The following is a 21299-nucleotide window of genomic DNA, read 5'->3' as shown; positions in this document are numbered from 1 at the left end:
TCGAAAGGATAGAAAAGATGCCATCGAAAAACGGTCCTCTGCGCATCGGTATCGGCGGTCCGGTCGGATCCGGAAAGACGGCGCTGACCGACAAGCTCTGCAAGGCCATGCGGGAGAAATATTCCGTCGCGGTGGTCACGAACGATATCTACACCAAGGAAGATGCCGAGGCGCTGGTGCGCATGCAGGCCTTGCCTTCGGAGCGGATCGTCGGGGTCGAGACGGGCGGATGCCCCCACACAGCGATCCGCGAAGATGCATCGATCAATCTTCAGGCGATCGCCGATCTCAACCGCCGCATTCCCGATCTCGATGTCGTCTTCATCGAGTCGGGAGGGGACAATCTGGCAGCGACCTTCTCGCCCGATCTCGCGGATCTTACGATTTATGTGATCTCGGTCTGCCAGGGCGAGGAAATTCCGCGCAAGGGCGGACCGGGCATCACCAGGTCCGATCTGCTGGTGATCAACAAGAAGGATCTCGCCCCTTACGTCGGTGCCGACCTCGGGGTCATGGAACGCGACGCGGCCCGGATGCGAGCGGAAAAGCCGTTCGTGTTCTCGGATATGAAACGCGGCGACGGGGTGGAGCGGATCGTTGAGTTCCTGACGGTGCACGGGGGGCTCTAGATCACGATGTTTAAAAACATGAACGTGATCGATTCCAAGAGTTAGAGCGGGATGCGGGCGGAAAACCGCACGCACTTTTCCTCATCCCGCTCGGAACAGCTCTCGTCCTATTCCGCAGCCAGCGCCGGATGGCTGATGACCTTGCCGTCGGATTTGCGGCGCTTCTCGTCTTCGAGCGCCTTGATGCGCTCTTCGAGGCTCTCGATCGTGCTGCCCTGTTCGGCGGCAAGCTTGCTCAGCGCCTCCTGGTCGAGCGGCAGTTCCTCCTCGTCCTTCTTGCCGATGAAGCGGCCGAAAGCCCAGGCGAGGAGACGCGACAGGTCGTCCATGATCAGGAAGAAGGACGGAACCACGACGAGGCTCAGGACCGTCGAAACGATGATGCCTCCGATGACGGCGATCGCCATCGGTGCACGGAAGGAACCGCCTTCGCCGACGCCCAGCGCCGAGGGCAGCATGCCCGCGGACATGGCGATCGAGGTCATGACGATCGGACGAGCCCGCTTCCGTCCGGCCTCGATCATGGCGAGCGTCCGGTCCATGCCGTGATGCATCATCTCGATACCGAAGTCGACGAGCAGGATGGCGTTCTTGGTGACGATGCCCATCAGCATCAGGATACCGATCAACACCGGCATCGACAGCGCGTTCTGGGTCAGGATCAAGGCGGCTGCCACGCCGCCGATCGCGAGCGGCAGCGAGAACAGGATGGTGAAAGGCTGTATTACATCCTTGAACAGGAGGATGAGCACGACCAGCACCATCATCAGACCCAGCAGCATGGCGTTGCCGAAGCTCTCCTGCATCTCGGCCTGCACCTCGGCGTCGCCGCTTTCAAGGAACTGGACCGTGTCAGGCAGATCGGCGTCGGCGGCGATTTCCCTGAAGCGGGCCGATGCCGTGTCGAGCGCCACGCCGGCGGGCAGGTCGGCGCCGAGCTTGACGACGCGGTAGCGGTCGTAGCGCTTGATGGAACTCGGCCCTTCCGCATAGTTGATGTCCGCGACGCTCGACAGCGGAACGGTCGCTCCGGATGCCGTCTGGACCTTCAGGTTGCGGATCGCCGCCAGGTCGGTGCGAAAATCACGGTCGAGCTGCACCCGGATCGGGATCAGGCGCCCATCGAGCGCAATCTTCGTCAACTGCGCGTCGATATCGCCGATCGTGGCGATGCGGATCACCTCGGAGATCTGCGCCGTCGTGATGCCAAGGCGCGACATCTGCTCGTCGCGCGGCCGGATCTGCAGTTCCGGTCGGGGCAGCGCTCCCTCAGGGCTAACGTTGGCAAGCAGCGGATCTCGGCGCAGATCCGCTTCCAGGGTGGCGACCGCCTTGTCGAGATCCGCCTCGTTGCTGGAAAGCAGATTGAACGACAGATCACGCTCGCCGCGATCGTTGAGCTTGGTGACGCGGACATCGGGAATCGATCGCAATCGGGCGAAGATTTCCTTCTCGATCTCCGATTGCGGCTTGATCCGACCGGCCGGGGGCAGCTTCGGCAGGTATTCGCCGATCAGCGGTGTGCGGCCGATCACGTCGTTGACGACCTTGTTGATCAGCGAATGATCGAGCTTCTCGAGCAGCACCGTGACGGCAGCGCGTCGCAGTTCGAGGTCGCCCTTGGGCGAGGCGCCGCCGAGTACGAAGACGTTTTCCACGCCGTCGATATCCTTGACGCGATTGTAGATCTCGGTGGTGGTCCGGTCCGTATCCGCGAGCATTGCGTCCGGCGGCAGTTCGATGGACAGGCTGACGCGCGAGCTGTCTTCCGGCGGCAGGAAGCTGCCCGGGACGAAGACGAGCAGCGCGACCACGGAACCGACCGAGACCAGGATCGCCGCAAGCAGGGTGGAGTAGCGCGTGTACCAGCGCTTCGTGGTGAAGCGTACGAGGCGCGTGTACTGGCGCATCATGAAGCCTTCGTCGTCGTGATGCCCGCTGACATCCGAAGGCTTCATCAGGTAGGCGGCCATGACCGGCGTGATCAGGCGGGCGACCAGGAGCGAGAAGAACACCGAGACGGCGACCGTCAGGCCGAACTGGATGAAGTACTGTCCCGGAATGCCAGGCATGAAGGATACGGGCACGAAGACGGCGATGATCGTGAAGGTGGTGGCGATCACCGCAAGGCCGATCTCGTCCGCAGCCTCGATCGCTGCGCGGTAAGGCGACTTACCCATGCGGATATGACGCTCGATGTTCTCGATCTCCACGATCGCATCGTCGACGAGAATACCCGTCGCGAGCGTCATCGCCAGGAAGCTGACGAGGTTCAGCGAGAAGCCGAGCAGTTCCATCACCCAGAAGGTGGGGATGGCTGAGAGCGGCAGTGCGACCGCCGAGATCAAGGTCGCGCGCCAGTTGCGCAAGAACAGCATAACGACGATGACGGCGAGCACGGCGCCCTCGATCAGCGTATGAATCGCCGCTTCGTAGTTGCCGTAGGTGAAGTAGACCGAATCGTCCACCATCTCGATGGAGACATCCGGATGCTTCGCGCGGATTTCATCGAGCGTCTTGCCGACGGTTTCCGCGACCGACACTTCGCTCGCCCCCTTGGCGCGGAACACGGCGAAGGTGACGCCCGGCTGTCCGTTGAAGCGGGAGAACGACTTCGGCTCCTCATAGGTGTCGATCACCTTGCCGAGTTCCGACAGACGGACGAAGCGGCCGTTCGGCAGCGAGATCATCGTACCCGCCAGCGCCGTTACGTCGCGCGTGTCGCCCAATGTGCGGATCGCCTGTTCGCTGCCGCCGACCTGGCCGCGGCCGGAACCGAGGTCCATGTTCATTCGGCGAAGCTGGGCGTTGACGTCGGCGGCGCTGATGCCGAAGGAATTCAGACGGTCCTCATCGAGCTCGACCCGGACCTCGCGGTCGGAGCCGCCGTAGCGGTCGACACGGCCGATGCCGGTTTGGCCCTGGATGGCGCGCTTGATCGTGTCGTCGACGAACCAGGAGAGCTCTTCCAGCGTCATGCCGGGCGACGAGACGGAAAATGTCTGGATCGCCTGGCCTTCCACATCGACCTTGGAAACGATCGGCTCTTCGATCGAGGTCGGCAGGTCGCTTCGTATGCGGTCGATGGCATCCTTGACATCCTGCACGGCCTGCGTCGTCGGGACTTCCATGCGGAAGATGACGGCGGTCGTCGAAATGCCGTCGGTGATCGTCGACTCGATATGGTCGACGCCGGAGACGCCGGCGACCGCGTCCTCGATCTCCTTGGTGACCTGGGTTTCCAGTTCGGCGGGCGCCGCACCGCTCTGTGTGACGGCGATCGAAACGATCGGCACGTCGATGTTCGGGAAGCGCGTGATGGGCAGAGAATTGAACGACTGCCATCCGAGCACCACCAGCACGAAAAACGCCAGGATGGGCGCGACCGGATTGCGGATGGACCAGGCGGAGAAGTTCATGGTCTCATGTTCCCGTCAGTTGGTTGCCGGCTCGGCGGATTCGACCGGATTGATGCGGTCGCCATCGCGCACATAGGCACCGGCCTTCGCCACCGCCTGCTCACCCGGTTTGATGCCGGAGAGTATCTCGATGAATTGTCCGTCCTGGATGCCCGTTTCGACAGGTACCAGGCGCACGACGCCGTCTTCGACCTTGCGGACGATGGACTTGCCGTCTTCCGATGTAACGGCCGTTTGCGGCAAAACCACCGTTTCCTTCTGCTCCGCCACGATCACTGCGCTGGCATACATGCCCGCGCGCGCCTTGGATGCGTCGGTTAGGCTGATACGCACCGTGCCGAGGCGGGTCTGCGGGTCGACCGTGGGCGCGATCAACCGGATCTTCCCCTCGATCGTGGTGGTGCTGCCGGCAAGCTTGACCGTGGCTGTCTGCCCCACGGCAAGCTTGATGACATCGGACTCGGCGACATCGGCCCACATCTCGATTTCGCCGTCGCGAATGATCGCGAACAGCGGCTCGCCGCTGCCGCTGGCGATCGCACCGACCTTGGCGTTCTTTCGCGAGATGACGCCGCTGACCGGCGCCTTAACGGCGGTTCGTGCGAGACGCAGGTCGACGTCGTCTATCTGGGCCTGCACCACCTTGATATCTGCCGTTGCGACGCTCACCGACTGCTCGGCCGAGCGGACGCGTGCGCGGCCCGCGGCAGCGAGCGCTTTCAAGCGGTCGGCCTCGGCCGTCGATACCGTACCGTTCTTGGAAAGCTGCACGGCACGCTCTGCCACACGCGTCGCCTCCTCCGAATTGGCCGTCACTTCGGCAAGCTGGGCGTGCAGCTGGGCAAGCGACGCCTCGGCCTTTGCGAGATTGGCCTCGAGCTGGCTCTTCTGCAGGAGCAGCGCGTCCTCATTGAGCACGGCGAGCGTGCCGCCTTCCTCGACCCGGTCGCCGACATCGACGTTGAGCGATCGGATGGCAAGTCCATCGACCAGCGGAGAGACGTAGATCTCGTCCACCGCCTCGATCGAACCGGTCGCAATGACGCGGTCGGTAATCGCACGCTCCGTCGCTTCGGTCACGACGATGGATGGCGGCGCCTGTTTTTGCGGGGACTTGACGGCCTCTTCGGCCGAAGCGCTTACAAGCGCGGACAGGAGCATCGCTGCACAAGCGCCGACGAGAGGCAGGAGTTTCTGAGCCATAGGCCTGTTTTCCCGAAGCTGAAGCAAACATGCCCGATCACGCCCGCGCAGGGGCGAATATCCGGCCGCAATCACGCTATTTCACCTACAGCGCCGCGCGTCTTGCCGGACGCGCAAGGACCGCTGCAGCACTTTGAATTGCTGCCCGGGGCAGCGGTTTCAAACCACAGGCACCGGACGGGAAGAAAATTCCCTGATGGGCAACCCTAAAGAAATAAAGATTCCTCCATACGCTTGCCCTCCAGTCAAACGTTCCGGCCTATGTAGTCGCCGGAGCAAATGCTTACAAGAGCGGCGAAGCAATGGTGCCTCACTATTTCTACTGTCATGCGTCTTCGGATGCAATACGGGTGCAACCTGAAGGTAGTCTTAACAACCACGGCAGGATGCGAGATTTTCGCCGTTCGACAGCGAACCGTCCACGCTAAGCCATTGGAATCGAGCTTTTCTGGTGCCAGCGGGCTTCGGTCGGTGCGCTTCTCCAGGGTAGTAACGCTGCGACCTTTAACCACGGGGTGCGAGTTCTCGCTGCTGCGGCAAGCGGCACAACTCCGCTGGGGAGCGCGAGGCGAGGGCCACGCGCTCCTTCCGTTCGTGTGGAGTCCTACTTAAGCGCCGCGTCCGTGATGTCGTGCGTCCAGGCGCCTTCCGGCTCCTTGGATATGACCGGGTCGGAGCCGCCGGCCAGCAGCGACTGGACGGTGCGCTTGTAATCCGCCTCGTCGAGGGCGCCGCTGGAACCTGCAGTCAGCTTGGCGACTTCGCCCATCATGCGCTTCTGGTGCTTTTCCGTCTGCGCGCCGGTGGAGTCGTTCTCGAGTACGATATCGGCCGCCTCGTCCGGATTCTCCTCGGCATATTTCCAGCCCTTCATCGAGGCGCGGACGAACTTCACCATCTTGTCCTTGAAGGCCTCGTCCTTGAGCTTGTCCTCGAGCACGTAGAGGCCGTCTTCGAGCGTGGCGACGCCCTGGTCCTCATATTTGAAGGTGACCAGATCCTCCGGCTTGATGCCGGCGTCGATGACCTGCCAGTATTCGTTGTAGGTCATGGTGGAGATGCAGGCGGCCTGCTTCTGGATCAGCGGATCGACGTTGAACCCCTGCTTCAACACGGTCACGCCATCCGGTCCGCCATCCGTCGGGATCTTCAGGTGCGACATCCAGGAGAGGAACGGATATTCGTTGCCGAAGAACCAGACGCCGAGGGTCTTGCCCTTGAAGTCTTCGGGACCCTTCACTCCGGATTCCTTCAGACAGGTGAGCATCATGCCCGATGTCTTGAAGGGCTGGGCGATATTGACGAGCGGTACGCCCTTTTCGCGCGTGGCCAGCGCGGAGGGCATCCAGTCGACGATGACGTCGGCGCCGCCGCCGGCAATCACCTGCGCCGGTGCGATATCCGGGCCGCCGGGCTTGATTTCGACGTCGAGGCCCTCTTCCTCGTAAAAGCCCTTGTCCTTCGCCACGTAGTAGCCGGCGAACTGGGCCTGGGTCACCCACTTCAGCTGAAGTGTGACCTTTTCGGCGGCATTGGCATGGAAGGCGGCGAGCGAAAAGACGCCCGCTGCCAGCAGAGATGCAAGTTTCTTGTTCATTCCAGTTCCCTCTTATCGTTGCTTCATTGTCAGGTCCGGCCACTGCGGATGGACGGATGCCAGAAGGTGACGGCGCGTTCGATGAGCGCGACCACCCCGTAGAAGACGGAGCCAGCCACCGCCGCTACGGCGATTTCGGCCCAGACCATGTCGACATTCATGCGGCCCACTTCCGTGGAGATCCGGAAGCCCATGCCGACGATGGGCGTTCCGAAGAATTCGGCCACGATCGCACCGATTAGCGCCAGCGTGGAGTTAATCTTGAGAGCGTTGAAAATAAAAGGCCAGGCGGCCGGCAACCGGAGCTTGACGAGTGTCTGCCACCAGGAGGCGGCATAGGTGCGCATCAGATCGCGCTCCATGTGGCTGGCGGCTGCAAGCCCCGAAACCGTGTTCACCAGCATCGGGAAGAAGGTCATGATGACGACGACCGCCACTTTCGACTGCCAGTCGAAGCCGAACCACATGACCATGATCGGGGCGACACCGATGACGGGGAGGGCGGAGACGAAATTGCCAAGCGGCAGCAGCCCCTTCTGCAGGAAGGGCGAACGGTCGATGAGGATTGCGACGACGAAGCCGAGGCCGCAGCCGAGCGCGTAGCCGGTCAGCACGGATTTCAGGAAGGTCTGCCGGAAATCGGCCGCCAGCGTCGGCAGCGAATTGATCAGCCGCTGCCAGATCATCGAGGGCGCCGGCAATAGCACCGATGGAACGGCGAAGCCGCGGACGATGCCTTCCCAGAGGACGAGTATGGTGATGCCGAAGAGGAGAGGCACGGCAACACGTGCCGCGTTGTTCGCGGCGTCGCTTGCGAACTGCTTTCGGACCAGCCATTCGTTGACGGCCCAGGCAGCGAGCCAGAAGAGGATGGCGCCCGCGAGAGCGGCAAGGTTCATGGTTTTGCCCCCATGCGCTTCAGGACGGCCGTATGCGCCAGGCCGACGATCATGACGAGGACCGCGGCGAGTGCCGCAGCCATGAACAGCGCCGCCCAGATCTGTACGGTCTGTCCGTAATAGGACCCGGCGAGCAGGCGTGCGCCGAGTCCGGCGACCGCGCCGGTCGGCAGTTCGCCGACGATGGCGCCGACGAGCGAGATCGCGACGGCAACCTTCAACGAGGTGAAGAGATAGGGCATGGACGAAGGCCAGCGCAGCTTCCAGAAGGTCTGAGCGGGCGAGGCGTTATAGGTGTGCATCAGGTCGAGCTGGATCGTTTCGGGGCTGCGCAGCCCCTTGACCATGCCGACGACCACCGGGAAGAACGAAAGATAGGTGGAAATCAACGCCTTCGGAAGCAGGCCGGAAATGCCGATGGCGTTGAGCACGACGATGATCATCGGCGCGATCGCCAGGATCGGTATCGTCTGACTGGCGATCACCCAGGGCATGAGCGATCGGTCCATTGCGCGGTTGTGGACGATACCGACGGCCAGCAGCACGCCGAGCACCGTGCCGATGCCGAAGCCGAGCAAGGTGGCCGAAAGCGTGATCCAGGCATGATAGACCAGGCTGCGCTTCGAGCTGATCGCCTTATTGGCGGTCGTATCCCAGATCTCGGCGATCACTTGGTGCGGAGCAGGCAGCACCGGGCGTTCCTGGGCCATGGTATTGCGGAGGATTTCGGAAAAGCCGATCTCGGTGCCGGCGCGGGCGGCGGTATCCCGTTCGAAAGGTGCGTTCAGGAAGACCGATGCGACGTACCAGCCCGCGATCAACAGGAGGACGACGGTGGAGACGGGAAGGAGCTTGTCCTTGAGGAGGCTTTCCTCGCGCATGGTCAGGCCTCCCTTTCGCGCAACGGTTCGGAGCGCCAGTGGTACAGAATGTCCGGCAGGCCCTCCTCGTTGTCGCCGCCCGTTCTGCGCACCGGCAGGAAGCCCTCACGTTCATAGAAGCGCTGGGCGCCACCGTTGTGTTCAAATGTCCAAAGCGTGAGCTCGGATCTCGCGCGTTTCTTGGCTTCGCGGATGAGGGTGGTTCCGATTCCGACGCCTCTGTGCCGTTCATCCAGATAGAGCGCGGTGACGAAGCCATCCGCGGACAGAGCGAGGAAGCCGGCGATTTCGCCCCGACAGTCGGCGACGATGACGGGTCCGTTTGCAAAGACGCTTTCCCGGTAATGCCGCTCCACATCCTCCTGCGGGTGAATCCGCGGCATCCACGGTGTGGCGTCTATCCAGCGATTGAGAATACCGGCGCATGCCGGCATGTCCGCCAAGGTCGCATCGCGACAGCACACTTGAGCGGCGCGGCTACTCGTCATAGCTGTGCCCCGCTCTCAAGCCCTCGCGCACGCGATGCGCGATCTCGAGGAATTCCGGCGTTTCCCGAATGCCGAGCGGACGTTCCCTCGGAAGGGTCGATTCGATGACGTCCGTCACGCGGCCGGGGCGGGGACTCATGACGATGATCTTGGTCGAGAGGTAGACCGCTTCCGGAATGGAGTGCGTGACGAAACAGATGGTCTTGTCGGTGCGCGCCCAGAGCTTGAGGAGTTGCTCGTTCAAATGGTCGCGGACGATCTCGTCGAGCGCCCCGAAGGGCTCGTCCATCAAAAGGAGATCGGCATCGAAGGCCAGCGCCCGGGCAATCGACGCGCGTTGCTGCATGCCGCCGGAAAGCTGCCAGGGATATTTCTTGCCGAAGCCCGAGAGGTTGACGAGTTCCAGCGTCCGCTCGATCCGCGCCTTCCGGTCCTCGCTGGAGTAACCCATGATCTCCAGCGGCAGCGCGATGTTCTTTTCGATCGTGCGCCAGGGATAAAGGGCGGCCGCCTGGAAGACATAGCCATAGGCGCGCCGCCGGCGGGCCTCCTCCGGCGTCATGCCGTTGACGGAAATGGTGCCGGCCGTCGCCTTTTCGAGATCGGCGATGACGCGCAGAAACGTCGTCTTGCCGCAGCCGGACGGGCCGATGAAGGAGACGAAGTCGCCCTTGACCACGTCGAGATTCACGCCGGTAAGTGCATTGACCGGTCCGTCGCTGGTCTCGAACGTCAGGCCGAGGTTCCGGGCCGAGACCACGGAGGCGGGATTGGATGTCATGGACGGATTCTCATTATCGACTGCCTGTGTCAGACTGCTATCCGGACCCGCAACATGCAATGGCGGATTTGCCGGCGAGGTCGCCTGCTGTTGGTTTTTCAGCGTATTCTGGAGGACGGTCATGTCTCGATCACCCAATCCTGGCTGTCACGTGGTCCGCCCGGGCGAGTCCTTTGCCGGCAAGCAGGGGCTCGATTATTTCGAGGGTATTGCCACGGAAACGGTCGGCTCCACCGGCATCTGCATGCATCTCGTGACCATGCCGCCCGGTGCGCGCGCCAAGGCACATCTTCATGAGACCCACGAAACGGCGATCTACGTGCTCTCCGGCGAAGCGCACACCTGGTTCGGCGAGCGGCTCGAAGAACACGTGATCACCAGGACGGGAGATATGCTCTACATTCCCCCCGGCGTGCCGCACCTCCCGGCGAACCTCTCGGACGCCCCTTGCACGGCGGTGATCGCCCGGACGGACCCGAAAGGAAACGAGAGCGTCGTGCTGCTGCCCGAGCTCGACGGGCTGGTGCCCTCCTGACTGCCCGGGTACGGTTTTTTCTCTAAAGGCACAGGGCTGCGGCATCTCGGATCAGACGCCGCTTGCGGGAATGCCGCTGCGCTGCACCGCCCGTGGCGCCGTCACTTCCTTCCAGGTGGAAAGCGCGGTGCTGACCGCCGGGAAGGGATCGCGCCGGACGAATTCGCCGTGGCCCTCCTGCGTCTTCACGGTTCCTTCCTCGATCGAAACCACGCCGCGCGTCAGCGTGAAGCGCGGCAGACCGGTGACCGTCTTTCCCTCGAAGACGTTGTAGTCGATCGCCGATTGCTGCGTCTTCGCCGAGATCGTCTTGGAGCGCTTCGGGTCCCAGACGACAAGGTCCGCATCGGCGCCGACGAGGATCGCCCCCTTCTTCGGATAGATGTTCAGGATCTTGGCGATGTTGGTGGAGGTTACCGCCACGAATTCGTTCATGGTGATGCGGCCGGTCGCAACACCATAGGTCCAGAGCATCGGCATGCGGTCTTCCAGCCCACCGGTGCCGTTCGGGATCCTGGTGAAATCGCCGACGCCGAAGCGCTTCTGCTCGGTCGTGAAGGCGCAATGGTCGGTCGCGACCACCTGGAGCGAACCGGAGGCAAGCCCCGCCCAGAGGCTGTCCTGGTGAAGTTTGTTGCGGAAGGGCGGCGACATCACCCGGCGGGCGGCGTGGTCCCAGTCCTTGTCGAAATATTCGGTCTCATCGAGCGTCAGGTGCTGGATCAAGGGCTCGCCGAAGACGCGCATGCCCTTGGCGCGGGCGCGCCGGATCGCTTCATGCGCCTGTTCGCACGAAGTATGAACGATGTAGACGGGACAGCCGGCCATGTCGGCGATCATGATCGCGCGGTTGGTGGCCTCGCCCTCGACTTCTGCCGGACGCGAATAGGCATGTGCCTCCGGGCCGCTATTGCCTTCCGCCAGCAGCTTCGCCTGCAGTTGCGCCACCACGTCGCCGTTTTCGGCGTGGACCAGCGGCAGTGCGCCGAGCGCCGCACAGCGCTGAAAGGAGGAGAACATCTCGTCGTCGTCCACCATCAGCGCGCCCTTGTAGGCCATGAAGTGCTTGAAGGTGTTGATGCCCTTGTCCTTTACGATCGTCTCCATCTCGTTGAAGACCTGCTCGCCCCACCAGGTGATGGCCATGTGGAAGGAATAGTCGCAGTTGGCGCGCGTCGATTTGTTGTCCCACATGGTGAGCGCCTCGAGCAGCGACTGGCCGGGCGAGGGGAGTGCGAAATCGACGACCATGGTGGTGCCGCCGGCAAGAGCCGCGCGGGTCCCGCTTTCGAAATCGTCGGAGGAATAGGTGCCCATGAAAGGCATTTCGAGATGCGTATGCGGGTCGATGCCGCCAGGCATCACGTAGCAGCCCGTGGCGTCGAGCGTCTCAGCGCCGGAGAGATTCGGCCCGATTTCGACGACCCTGCCGCCTTCCACCTTTACGTCGGCCTTGTAGGTCAGGTCGGCCGTGACGATGGTTCCACCCTTGATGACAGTGCTCATTGGTTCGTTCCCCTGGATGGTGCTTTCGGCGGCTCGGGCCGCCTGCAGCGCCGCGCGTCTCAGACGCGCAAAGGACGCTGTAGCCTTTGAGTTGCTGCATGTTTTGTCCGTTGATCGGCTACGATCAAAGGAAACATGCAGTAGAAAAGGGCGGAACCACCGTCCCGCCCGCAAAACTCATTCCACGATTTCCGCCGTTTCGAGCACGGCGTGGAACAGGACGTCCGCACCGGCGGCCGCCCATTCCCTGGAGATATCCTCCGCCTCGTTATGGCTGAGCCCGCCGACGCAGGGGCACATGATCATCGTGGTCGGCGCGACCTTTGCGGCCCAGCAGGCATCGTGTCCGGCGCCGGAAACGAGATTCATGTGGCTGTAGCCGAGCTTCTCGGCGGCCCCGCGTACCGTCTCGACCAGCTTGGGGTCGAAGGTGACGGGGTCGAAATGCCCGACCGCCTCGATGGAACAGCCGACGCCGAGCCGCTCGCAGATTTTTGGCGCTTCGGCTTCGATCCGGGCGCGCATGCCGTCCAGTTTGGCCTGGTCGGGCGAGCGGATGTCGACGGTGAACACCACTTTGCCCGGCAGGACGTTGCGCGAATTGGGCGAAAACAACATCTGGCCGACGCCGCCGACGGCGCCCGGCTGGTTTTCCATTGCGACGGTCTGGACCATTTCGAGGATGCGCGCCATGGCGAGGCCCGCATTGACGCGCATGTCCATCGGCGTCGAGCCGGTATGCGCTTCCCTGCCGGTCAGCGTGAACTCCAGCCACCAGAGGCCCTGACAGTGCGTGACGACGCCGATCTGCTTGTTCTCGGCCTCGAGGATAGGCCCCTGTTCGATATGGTATTCGAAATAGGCGTGCATCTTGCGCGCGCCGACCTCTTCATCGCCGAGCCAGCCGATGCGCTTCAGTTCGTCGCCGAAGCTCTTTCCTTCGGGATCCTTGCGGGCATAGGCGTATTCGAGGGTATGGACCCCGGCAAAGACGCCGGAGGCGAGCATGGCAGGCGCAAAACGCGCGCCTTCCTCGTTGGTCCAGTTGGTGACGACGATCGGGTGCTTCGTCTTGATGCCGAGCTCGTTCATCGTGCGTACGGCCTCGAGGCCGCTCAGGACGCCGAGGACCCCGTCGAACTTGCCGCCGGTCGGCTGTGTGTCGAGATGCGAGCCGATATGGACGGGCAGCGCATCCGGATCGGTACCGGGTCGCGTGAGGAACATGGTGCCCATCTTGTCGACGCCCATGGAGAGCCCCGCCTCTTCGCACCAGGACTGGAAAAGCCGGCGACCTTCGCCGTCCGCATCCGTCAAGGTCTGGCGGTTGTTGCCGCCGGCAACGCCGGGGCCGATCTTCGCCATTTCCATTAACGAATCCCATAGACGGTCGGCATTGACGCGCCTATTCTCGCCAGATGCTGCCATGGCGTTCTCCTCTATTGTCGGCCAGTCCCTCCCCGGGATAGACCTCATGTTCCCGTCGGCCAAATCGGGGCCTTGTTGTGATGCCCTTCGATCAGGCGTTGCCTTTGTCGGCAATCTGACTGATAATTTGACCGGTTGGTAAACATTACAACTTCCGTGGCGGCACTCAAGCCGGAAAAAGAAAAAAACAGGAGTTGTTGCTCAAAAAAACGGCGCGTCCGATTTTTGGGCAGCCCGCGCCGGACGTCATATGCCTGGGGGTATGGACAGGGGACGAGATGGTACTTCCGAGAGCGGCTAGAACCCAGAGGCGCACGCGCATTCAGGAGGAGAAGGAGGAGCAGATCCTTGAGGCGGCGCTGGAGGTGTTTTCCGCAAACGGCTTTCGCGGTTCGACGATCGATCAGATCGCTGACGTGGCGGGCATGTCGAAGCCGAACCTGCTCTATTATTTCCGCACCAAAGAGGCGATGCATCGCGCGCTGATAGACCGCGTTCTCGACACCTGGCTCGATCCTCTGCGCGCGTTCGATGCCGAGGGCAACCCGGTCGCCGAGATCCGCAGCTATATCCGCCGCAAGCTCGAAATGGCGCGCGACTTCCCGCGCGAAAGCCGGCTGTTCGCCAATGAGGTCCTGCAGGGCGCCCCGCGTATCGTGGACGAGCTCAAGGGTCCGCTGAAGCAACTGGTGGACGAGAAGGCCGAGGTCATCCGCAGCTGGGCCAAGGCGGGCAAGATCGCAAAATGCGACCCTTATCACTTGATCTTCGCCATCTGGTCGACGACGCAGCACTATGCCGACTTCGACGTTCAGGTGCGCGCCGTGCTCGGCCAGGAGAATGCCGGCGAGGGGCGCTTCGAGGACGCCGCACGCTTTCTAGAGCGGCTGTTCGTCGACGGGCTGCAGGTGCGGGAGTAGGGGCTTTTTTTGGCGAGAAGCTTTGCGGCATGCCCCTCATCCGGCTGCCGCCACCTTCTCCCCGCAGGCGGGGAGAAGGGACAAGCGGCGCCGACTGAACCCCGCATTCACCGCCCGCCCGAGGGAGCGAGCGGGCGCGGCATATCCCTTCTCCCCGCCTGCGGGGAGAAGGTGGCGGCAGCCGGTTGAGGGGCAACAGAGACCGAGCGGGGTTGAGCCGGTTGGGTTCCCGAGGGATCCCCTTCATGAGCAGTATCCGCCGCCCCGGCGCGCAAGAGATATGTGCATGCCGTAGGCTTTCGACGGGGAGAAGGGACTCGCGGCTCGCGTCTTGCGTCTCTCCGTCCCCTCTCTCCCGCGCGAGGGGAGTGGGTGAGGGGCAAATCGGGGCTGGTCAACCCTGCATCGGCAGCGAAAGCGAGAGCTGCGCCGCGTCACCGATGATCCAGATTTCCAGAGTCGCCTTGCGGCCCCGCAGGCCGATTTCCAGCCGTCTGTGGCCTTCGAAGCTGAGGCCGGCGCGCTCGACCAGTTCGGCGGAAACGGCAAGCTCGACGTCGTGCTCCTTCGCGAGGCCTTCCAGCCGGCTCGCCGTATTGATCGTGTCGCCGACGACCGTGAGCGAGGTTGCCTGGCCGTAGCCCATTTCGCCGATGATTGCCGGGCCCGCGTGGAGGCCGATGGCGAGCCTCAGTGGCTGCTCGAGCTCCCCTTCGAAGGTCTGGTTGAGCGCCCGGATTCCCTGCGACAACCGGGCGGCGGCCGAAAGTGCCTGGCGGCAGGCCTCCGGCAGAGGGGTCTTCAGTCCGAAGATCGCGAGCGCCCCGTCGCCGATGAACTTGTCGACGACGCCACCGGAACCTTCGACGGCTTCGCCGACGACTTCGAAATAGCGGTTGAGCAGAAAGACCGTGTCGTAGGGCAACCGGTGCTCGGCGATGCGGGTGAAATCACGCAGGTCGCAGAAGAGCACGGCGACACGGCGCTCGCGTCCGCCGGCGTTCTGGCGGGCAAGCTGCGTCTTGATCCCGAGGCTGTCGGTGTCGAGGATGGGCACGACGCTCACATTGTGCACGGGGCGGAACTGGCAGGCGAGGCGTACGTTCTCGGGAGCGCCGATGCGGGTCAGCGTCGCGAGTTCTGCAGCTTCCGGCGGCGGCTGGCCTTCGAGCCCCTGCGTTATCCGCACGCGACAGGTGGAACAGCGCCCGCGCCCGCCGCAGACGGAAACATGAGGAATTCCGGCCGCCCGGCTGGCCTCCAGAACGCTGAAGCCGAGGCTGACGGCGGCGACCCGGCCGTCCGGATAACGAATGCGAATACGGCCGCGCGCCGGCAGGGCGCGCAGAACGAGGGTGCCGCCGATCAGGCTTGCGAAGCCGCCATAGAATGCAAGCCTGATCTTATCGAGGAGGGTAGGGTCGACGCGAGGCGCCTGGCTGGAATAGGCCCTGTCGCCGTAACCGCCATGTTCCGCGTAGTCGCGCTCCAGCGAACGGGCGCCGTTGACGAAGCCGAGCAGTGCGAAGATCGGCACCAGCAGGGCGACGGTATAGAGCAGCGTTTCGTATTTCGGAAACCAGGCGCGCCCTCGCATCCAGAACCAGGCGCCAAGACAGGCGTGACCCCAGACGACGATGAGCGCAAGCGACTGACGAGAGGTGTTGAACGAGCTTGACCAGAGGGTGCGCAGGATCGCGGGGTAGTCGGGATAAACACCTGAAAGAAGCGGCTCCACGCGGGCGGCGACCACGTGAGGCACGAGCAGAAAGGGCAGACTCAGGCCGAAGATGATCTTCAGGGCTTCGCCGACAGGCATGCGGAACGTTTGCCGCCGGTAGAGACTGTCGAGCGCCATCAGGAAATGCAGCAGCAGCGCGCCGTAGAGGAGGGTCGTTCCGGGAATGCTCTGCCAAACCGAGGTGAATATCCGCCGGCCCGTTTCCATCGCATCGATCGAGACGAGCCCGAGCGCGTGATTCGAGAAGTGCAAGAGCACGAAAACGCCGAGTACGGCCCCTGAGATCAGGTGCATCTTCTTGCGCGTGCTGGCGGATAGGATCGTCAAACAAACTTGCCTGGGTCTGGCGGCCTTGGAGCGGCTCGCTTCGGTGTCCTCCTTATTTACCAGATCATGGGTGCCGGCAACTTACGTTTTCTAAACGAACTGTTTCGCTTTTCGGGTGTTGCGCGGAGTGCGTGTTCCCATGCCGTCCTACTCCATGATGCGCGGCAATCCAGCGGCGAGTTTGTCGATCACCACCCGCAGCTTCGGCAGCATGTGTTGCGTTCGCGGCCAGACTGCATGGGCCTTGAAGATCAGACCCGGCCGGTCGGTGAGGACACGGACAAGTTCGCCTTTCTGCACGCGCTCGCGCACCAGCCAGCAAGGCAGCCAGGCAAGGCCGTGGCCGGCGGCAGCCGCATCGGCGATTGCGGCGAGATCGTCGAGCCTCAGCCGCGTTTGCGGCAGCACGATTTCCGCCGCCTTGCCGTCGGACGGAAAGGACCAGGATAGCGGCTCGCCTCCGCGGGCGTAGACGATGCCTTCATGTGCGGCGAGTTCGGCCACCGTCCTCGGCATGCCGTGCGCTTCGAGATAGGCAGGGGAGGCGCAGACGGTCATCCGCTGTTCCGCCACCGTGCGCATCATCAGGCCTGAGCCGTTACCGAGGGGGCTGTTGCGGATGGCCAGATCGAAGCCCTCGTCGAGAAGGTCTATGACCCGGTCATTGAAGGAGAGATCGAACTCCAGACGGGGATGCGACCGCAACAGGTCGCGAAGCAGCGGCGCCACGCATTGGCGGCCGAAGAGGACCGGCATCGAGATGCGCAGGCGGCCGCGAATTTCCCGCCTCCCGGATTCGAGGAGGTCTTCGGCCGTTCTGATTTCGCCGAGCGCTTTTTGGCAGCTCTCGTAGAAGAGCTGCCCTTCTTCGGTGAGACTCTGCGTCCGTGTGGTGCGATGGAAGAGGCGCACGCCGAGCCGCCGTTCGAGCCGGGAGACCGTCTTGCCCACGGCCGAGCGCGAAAGATTGAGCCGGGCGGCGGCGGCGGAAAAGCCACCGGCATCGGCAACTTCCACGAAAACCGAAATGCCGTCGAAGCGCTCCATGTATTGCGTCCTCCGGGGAACCAACGATGGGAAATCATATCGCAACCGAAGAAGAATATTCAACAGTATGCTCGCCTTACCGCAACAGATGAAAGGAACGAGCATGTCCAAATGGATGCAGGAATGGAGCACGGAGACGGTGGGCCCCCACGATCTCAAGCTTGCCGAACGGCCGGTGCCGGAGGCCGGCGAACACGATATAATCGTGCGCACGCTTGCCGTATCGCTCAACTATCGCGACAAACTGGTACTCGAGACCGGCATGGGGCTCGATCTCGCTTTTCCCTTCGTGCCGGCCTCGGATATGAGCGGAGTGGTCGAGGCCGTCGGCAAGAGCGTAACGCGTTTCCGGCCGGGCGATCGCGTGATCTCCACATTCGCCCCCGGATGGCTTGACGGCTTACGACCCGGCACCGGCAGGACGCCTGCCTATGAGACGCTCGGAGGCGCGCATCCGGGCGTCCTGTCGGAATATGTGGTTCTCCCTGAAGGCTGGTTCGTCGCAGCGCCGAAGAGTCTCGACGCGGCGGAGGCGAGTACCTTGCCCTGTGCGGGGCTGACCGCCTGGTTCGCTCTTGTCGAGAAGGGTCATTTGCGGGCGGGCGACCGTGTCGTCGTGCAGGGTACCGGCGGCGTTGCGCTGTTCGGATTGCAGATCGCAAAGGCGACCGGAGCCGAGGTCATCGTGACCTCGAGCAGCCGCGAAAAGCTCGATCGGGCTTTCGCGCTCGGTGCCGATCACGGCATCAATCGCCTGGAGGAGGACTGGGTGGAGCGCGTCTATGCGCTGACCGGGGACCGTGGCGCCGACCACATTCTGGAGATCGCCGGCGGCGCCGGGCTCGGCCAGTCCCTGAAAGCGGTCGCGCCGGACGGGCGCATCTCGGTGATCGGCGTGCTCGAGGGCTTCGAGGTCTCAGGCCCGGTCGGGCCGCTTCTCCTGAAGTCTCCCGTCGTGCAGGGTATCAGCGTCGGTCACCGCAGAGCGCTCGAAGATCTGGTCGGGGCCGTCGACCGCCTTGGACTGAAGCCCGTCATCGACATGCGTTACAAGTTCACCGAGGTCCCCGAGGCCCTCGCACATCTTGACCGCGGCCCCTTCGGCAAGGTGGTGATAGAGTTTTGACGCGATAGGAACGCGGAAGGCCGCCGGCGATGCCGGCGGCCTTCCGGTCTGACTTGTACGTCCTTCACTCGGCGGCCTGGCGGGCCATCGGGTTGTTCGGATGGGTCGTCCAGTTGGCGTAGTTCGGGTCGACCGGTTTCCCGGTGCGCCGGTCGAGTGTGCCGGCCGCGAGCGGCTCCATGGTGATGCAGTTCTCCACCGGACAGACATTGACGCAGAGGTTGCAGCCGACGCATTCCTCCTCGATCACCTCGAAATGGCGCACGCCATTGACGAATTGGGTGATTGCCTGATGCGAAGTGTCCTCGCAGGCGATATGACAGCGGCCGCATTTGATGCAGGCGTCCTGATCGATCTTCGCCTTGGCGATATAGTTGAGGTTGAGATATTGCCAGTCGGTGACGTTCGGGACGGCTCGGCCGCTGATGTCGTCGAGCGTCCGATGGCCCTTGGCATCCATCCAGTCGGAGAGGCCGGTGATCATCTCCTGGACGATCTTGAAGCCATAGGTCATTGCGGCAGTGCAGACCTGTACGTTGCCGGCGCCGAGCGCCATGAATTCGGCCGCATCCCGCCAGGTGGTCACGCCGCCGATGCCCGAAATCGGCAGGCCGTAGGTCTCCGGATCACGGGCGATCTCGGCCACCATGTTGAGCGCGATCGGCTTCACGGCCGGGCCGCAATAACCGCCATGACTGCCGCGGCCGTCGATCGAGGGCTCCGGCGAGAAAGTGTCAAGGTTGACGCCGGTGATGGAGTTGATGGTGTTGATGAGCGACACCGCGTCGGTGCCGCCGGCCTTGGCAGCGCGGGCGGGCTTGCGGATGTCGGTGATGTTCGGTGTAAGCTTGGTGATGACAGGCATGCGCGTGTATTGCTTGCACCAGCGCACCACCATTTCGATATATTCCGGCACCTGGCCTACCGCCGAGCCCATACCGCGCTCGGACATGCCGTGCGGACAGCCGAAATTGAGCTCGATGCCGTCGGCGCCGGTCTCCTCGACCAGCGGCAGGATCGCCTTCCAGGCGTTCTCCTCGCAAGGCACCATGATCGAGGCGATCAGGGCTCGATCCGGCCAGTTCATCTTCACCTGCTTCATTTCGCGCAGGTTCACATAGAGATCGCGGTCGGTAATGAGTTCGATATTGTTGAAACCCAGCAGCCGCCGGTCGGCGCCCCAGATCGCGCCGTAGCGCGGGCCGTTGACATTGACCACCGGCGGTCCTTCTTCCCCGAGCGTCTTCCAGACGACGCCGCCCCAGCCCGCCTTGAAGGCGCGCTCGACGTTGTAGGCCTTGTCCGTCGGCGGCGCCGAGGCGAGCCAGAACGGGTTCGGGGATTTGATGCCGACAAAATTGTTGCGAAGATCAGCCATTGTTCTCGTCCTCTCGATCCTGTTCTGCTTTCAAGCAACGGCGCTCGCCAGCGGCTGACCCACGGCGAAAGCCCGGTCGATCGATCCGGCGGCATCGCGTCCCATCGCGACGGCCGAAACGGTGAGGTCCTCGCCCCCGAGCACGCAGTCACCGCCGGCCCAGACCTTTTCCAGCGAGGTGCGTCCTTCCGAATCGACGACGATGCGTCCGCTTTCCATGCGAAGGGCGCCGAGGCCGGAGGCCTCGAAGGCCTGGCCGATGGCCTTGAAGATCTGGTCGGCGGCAATGATTCCGGTCTCGCCGGTCGTTGTCAGCTTCCCTTTTTCAAGCGTGGTGTAGTCGAGTTCGATGCCGGCGACCCGGCCATCCTTGACGGCGATGCGCTTCGGCTGCAGCCAGTGGCGGATGGTGACGCCCTTGGAAGCCGCAAGGTCCTGCTCGAATTCCGAGGCGTTCATGTGCTCCTTGCCGCGGCGATAGCAGATCGTCACTTCCTCGGCGCCGAGCAGCTTCGCCTGGACGGCCGCGTCGATCGCAGTCATGCCGCCGCCGAGCACCACGACGCGCCGGCCGACCGGAATGTCGGCTTTTGTCTTCGACTGGCGAAGTGCGGCGATGAAGTCGACGGCGTCCTCGACGCCTTCGGCATTCTCGCCTTCGATCCGCAGTGCATTGACACCTGCAAGACCGAGGCCGAGAAAGACGGCATCGAATTCTTCCGCCAGATCGGCAAGAGAGAAGTCGCGGCCGAGCGCCTTGCCGTGGCTGACCTCGATGCCGCCGACCGAAAGCACGTATTCCACCTCTCTCTGGGCGAAGTCGTCGACCGCCTTATAGGCGGCGATGCCGTATTCGTTGAGGCCGCCGGATTTTTCGCGCGCATCGTAGATCACCACGTCGTGGCCTTTCACGGCCAGCCGATGCGCGCAGGCGAGCCCCGCCGGCCCGGCGCCGACGACGGCGACCCTGCGGCCGGAACGAGCGGCGCGCGAATAGAACTGCTTGTTCTCCCGCATGGCGATGTCCGTCGCGTAGCGCTGCAGGCGGCCGATTTCGACCGGCCGCTCCTCGGCCGTGTTGCGTACGCAGGCCTCTTCGCAGAGCGTCTCGGTGGGACAGACGCGGGCGCACATGCCGCCCAGTATGTTCTGGTCGAAGATCGTCTTCGCCGAGCCGATCGGATTGCCCGTCGCGATCTGGCGAATGAAGAGCGGGATGTCGATGGAGGTCGGACAGGCGGTCATGCAGGGCGCGTCATGACAGAAATAACAGCGGTCGGCGGCGACCAGCGCCTCGTGCCTGTCGAGCGACGGATGAAGGTCGGAGAAATTGGCTTCGTACTCGGCAAGCGGCAGCCGCCCGCCGAGAATCCCAGATTGCGTCGTTCCCATTT

General features: G+C 63.3%; 17 protein-coding genes. 4 read left to right on the top strand and 13 right to left on the bottom strand.

What is annotated here, in order from left to right:
* Positions 1 to 17 precede the first annotated feature (17 nt).
* Positions 18 to 629 (top strand): urease accessory protein UreG, encoded by a 612-nt coding sequence (gene ureG / locus PZL22_RS13960; protein ID WP_003525604.1) that lies wholly within the window; start codon positions 18 to 20, stop codon positions 627 to 629.
* Between the two features lie 107 nt (positions 630 to 736).
* Here ureG and PZL22_RS13955 read toward each other — a convergent pair whose 3' ends face one another.
* The 7 genes from PZL22_RS13955 to PZL22_RS13925 all read right to left on the bottom strand — a co-directional run bounded on the left by PZL22_RS13955 (position 737) and on the right by PZL22_RS13925 (position 9897).
* The gene (locus tag PZL22_RS13955) at positions 737 to 4048 is read right to left on the bottom strand and encodes an efflux RND transporter permease subunit (protein ID WP_284718694.1); all 3312 of its coding nucleotides are present in this window, start codon (positions 4046 to 4048) and stop codon (positions 737 to 739) included.
* 15 nt (positions 4049 to 4063) lie between these two features.
* A complete protein-coding gene (locus PZL22_RS13950; RefSeq protein WP_003525602.1) occupies positions 4064 to 5251 on the bottom strand; it encodes an efflux RND transporter periplasmic adaptor subunit in 1188 nt (395 codons plus the stop codon).
* A gap of 604 nt (positions 5252 to 5855) precedes the next feature.
* The gene (locus tag PZL22_RS13945) at positions 5856 to 6848 is read right to left on the bottom strand and encodes an ABC transporter substrate-binding protein (protein WP_003525601.1); all 993 of its coding nucleotides are present in this window, start codon (positions 6846 to 6848) and stop codon (positions 5856 to 5858) included.
* A gap of 29 nt (positions 6849 to 6877) precedes the next feature.
* On the bottom strand, positions 6878 to 7747 hold the full coding sequence (locus PZL22_RS13940) for an ABC transporter permease (RefSeq protein WP_003525600.1): 870 nt from the start codon (positions 7745 to 7747) through the stop codon (positions 6878 to 6880).
* Positions 7744 to 8628, bottom strand: coding sequence for an ABC transporter permease (locus tag PZL22_RS13935; RefSeq protein WP_003525599.1), 885 nt, complete (start codon positions 8626 to 8628; stop codon positions 7744 to 7746). Before PZL22_RS13935 ends, PZL22_RS13940 begins: the two co-directional genes overlap by 4 nt.
* Positions 8629 to 8630: 2 nt before the next feature.
* Positions 8631 to 9116, bottom strand: a complete 486-nt coding sequence (locus PZL22_RS13930) for a GNAT family N-acetyltransferase (protein WP_033048133.1) — start codon at positions 9114 to 9116, stop codon at positions 8631 to 8633.
* On the bottom strand, positions 9106 to 9897 hold the full coding sequence (locus PZL22_RS13925) for an ABC transporter ATP-binding protein (RefSeq protein ID WP_027993125.1): 792 nt from the start codon (positions 9895 to 9897) through the stop codon (positions 9106 to 9108). The genes PZL22_RS13930 and PZL22_RS13925 overlap by 11 nt, the downstream gene beginning before the upstream one ends.
* A 121-nt stretch (positions 9898 to 10018) precedes the next feature.
* Here PZL22_RS13925 and PZL22_RS13920 point away from each other — a divergent pair, with 121 nt between their 5' ends.
* Positions 10019 to 10432 (top strand): cupin domain-containing protein, encoded by a 414-nt coding sequence (locus PZL22_RS13920; RefSeq protein ID WP_003525595.1) that lies wholly within the window; start codon positions 10019 to 10021, stop codon positions 10430 to 10432.
* A gap of 51 nt (positions 10433 to 10483) precedes the next feature.
* On the opposite strand, the gene hydA is transcribed toward PZL22_RS13920, so the two are convergent.
* Both hydA and PZL22_RS13910 read right to left on the bottom strand, forming a co-directional pair.
* Entirely contained in the window at positions 10484 to 11938 is a 1455-nt protein-coding gene (hydA, locus tag PZL22_RS13915; protein ID WP_003525594.1) for a dihydropyrimidinase, read from the bottom strand.
* Between the two features lie 177 nt (positions 11939 to 12115).
* Positions 12116 to 13366: a Zn-dependent hydrolase gene (locus PZL22_RS13910; RefSeq protein ID WP_003525593.1), complete on the bottom strand. Its 1251-nt coding sequence runs from the start codon at positions 13364 to 13366 to the stop codon at positions 12116 to 12118.
* Positions 13367 to 13644: 278 nt separating this feature from the next.
* On the opposite strand from PZL22_RS13910, the gene rutR reads away from it, so the two are divergent.
* Positions 13645 to 14286 (top strand): HTH-type transcriptional regulator RutR, encoded by a 642-nt coding sequence (gene rutR / locus PZL22_RS13905; RefSeq protein ID WP_003525590.1) that lies wholly within the window; start codon positions 13645 to 13647, stop codon positions 14284 to 14286.
* 394 nt (positions 14287 to 14680) lie between these two features.
* Here the strand turns inward: rutR and cyaC are convergent, their stop codons facing one another.
* Positions 14681 to 16354, bottom strand: a complete 1674-nt coding sequence (gene cyaC / locus PZL22_RS13900) for an adenylate cyclase CyaC (RefSeq protein WP_003525588.1) — start codon at positions 16352 to 16354, stop codon at positions 14681 to 14683.
* Between the two features lie 147 nt (positions 16355 to 16501).
* Entirely contained in the window at positions 16502 to 17401 is a 900-nt protein-coding gene (locus tag PZL22_RS13895; RefSeq protein WP_003525586.1) for a LysR substrate-binding domain-containing protein, read from the bottom strand.
* A 103-nt stretch (positions 17402 to 17504) separates the two neighbouring features.
* On the opposite strand from PZL22_RS13895, the gene PZL22_RS13890 reads away from it, so the two are divergent.
* Positions 17505 to 18527 carry a zinc-dependent alcohol dehydrogenase family protein gene (locus tag PZL22_RS13890; RefSeq protein ID WP_033048156.1) on the top strand — a complete coding sequence of 341 codons (1023 nt, stop codon included), beginning with the start codon at positions 17505 to 17507 and terminating at the stop codon, positions 18525 to 18527.
* A 64-nt stretch (positions 18528 to 18591) separates the two neighbouring features.
* Here the strand turns inward: PZL22_RS13890 and preA are convergent, their stop codons facing one another.
* Both preA and PZL22_RS13880 read right to left on the bottom strand, forming a co-directional pair.
* A complete protein-coding gene (preA, locus tag PZL22_RS13885; protein WP_010969942.1) occupies positions 18592 to 19905 on the bottom strand; it encodes an NAD-dependent dihydropyrimidine dehydrogenase subunit PreA in 1314 nt (437 codons plus the stop codon).
* A 30-nt stretch (positions 19906 to 19935) separates the two neighbouring features.
* On the bottom strand, positions 19936 to 21297 hold the full coding sequence (locus PZL22_RS13880; protein WP_003525581.1) for an NAD(P)-dependent oxidoreductase: 1362 nt from the start codon (positions 21295 to 21297) through the stop codon (positions 19936 to 19938).
* Positions 21298 to 21299 lie beyond the last annotated feature (2 nt).

It is taken from the genome of Ensifer meliloti, from assembly GCF_030064585.1.
Classification (GTDB): Bacteria; Pseudomonadota; Alphaproteobacteria; order Rhizobiales; family Rhizobiaceae; genus Sinorhizobium; species Sinorhizobium meliloti.
The sequence above is the reverse complement of the archived record's forward strand: the minus strand, read 5'-3'. Positions and strand labels throughout refer to the sequence as shown.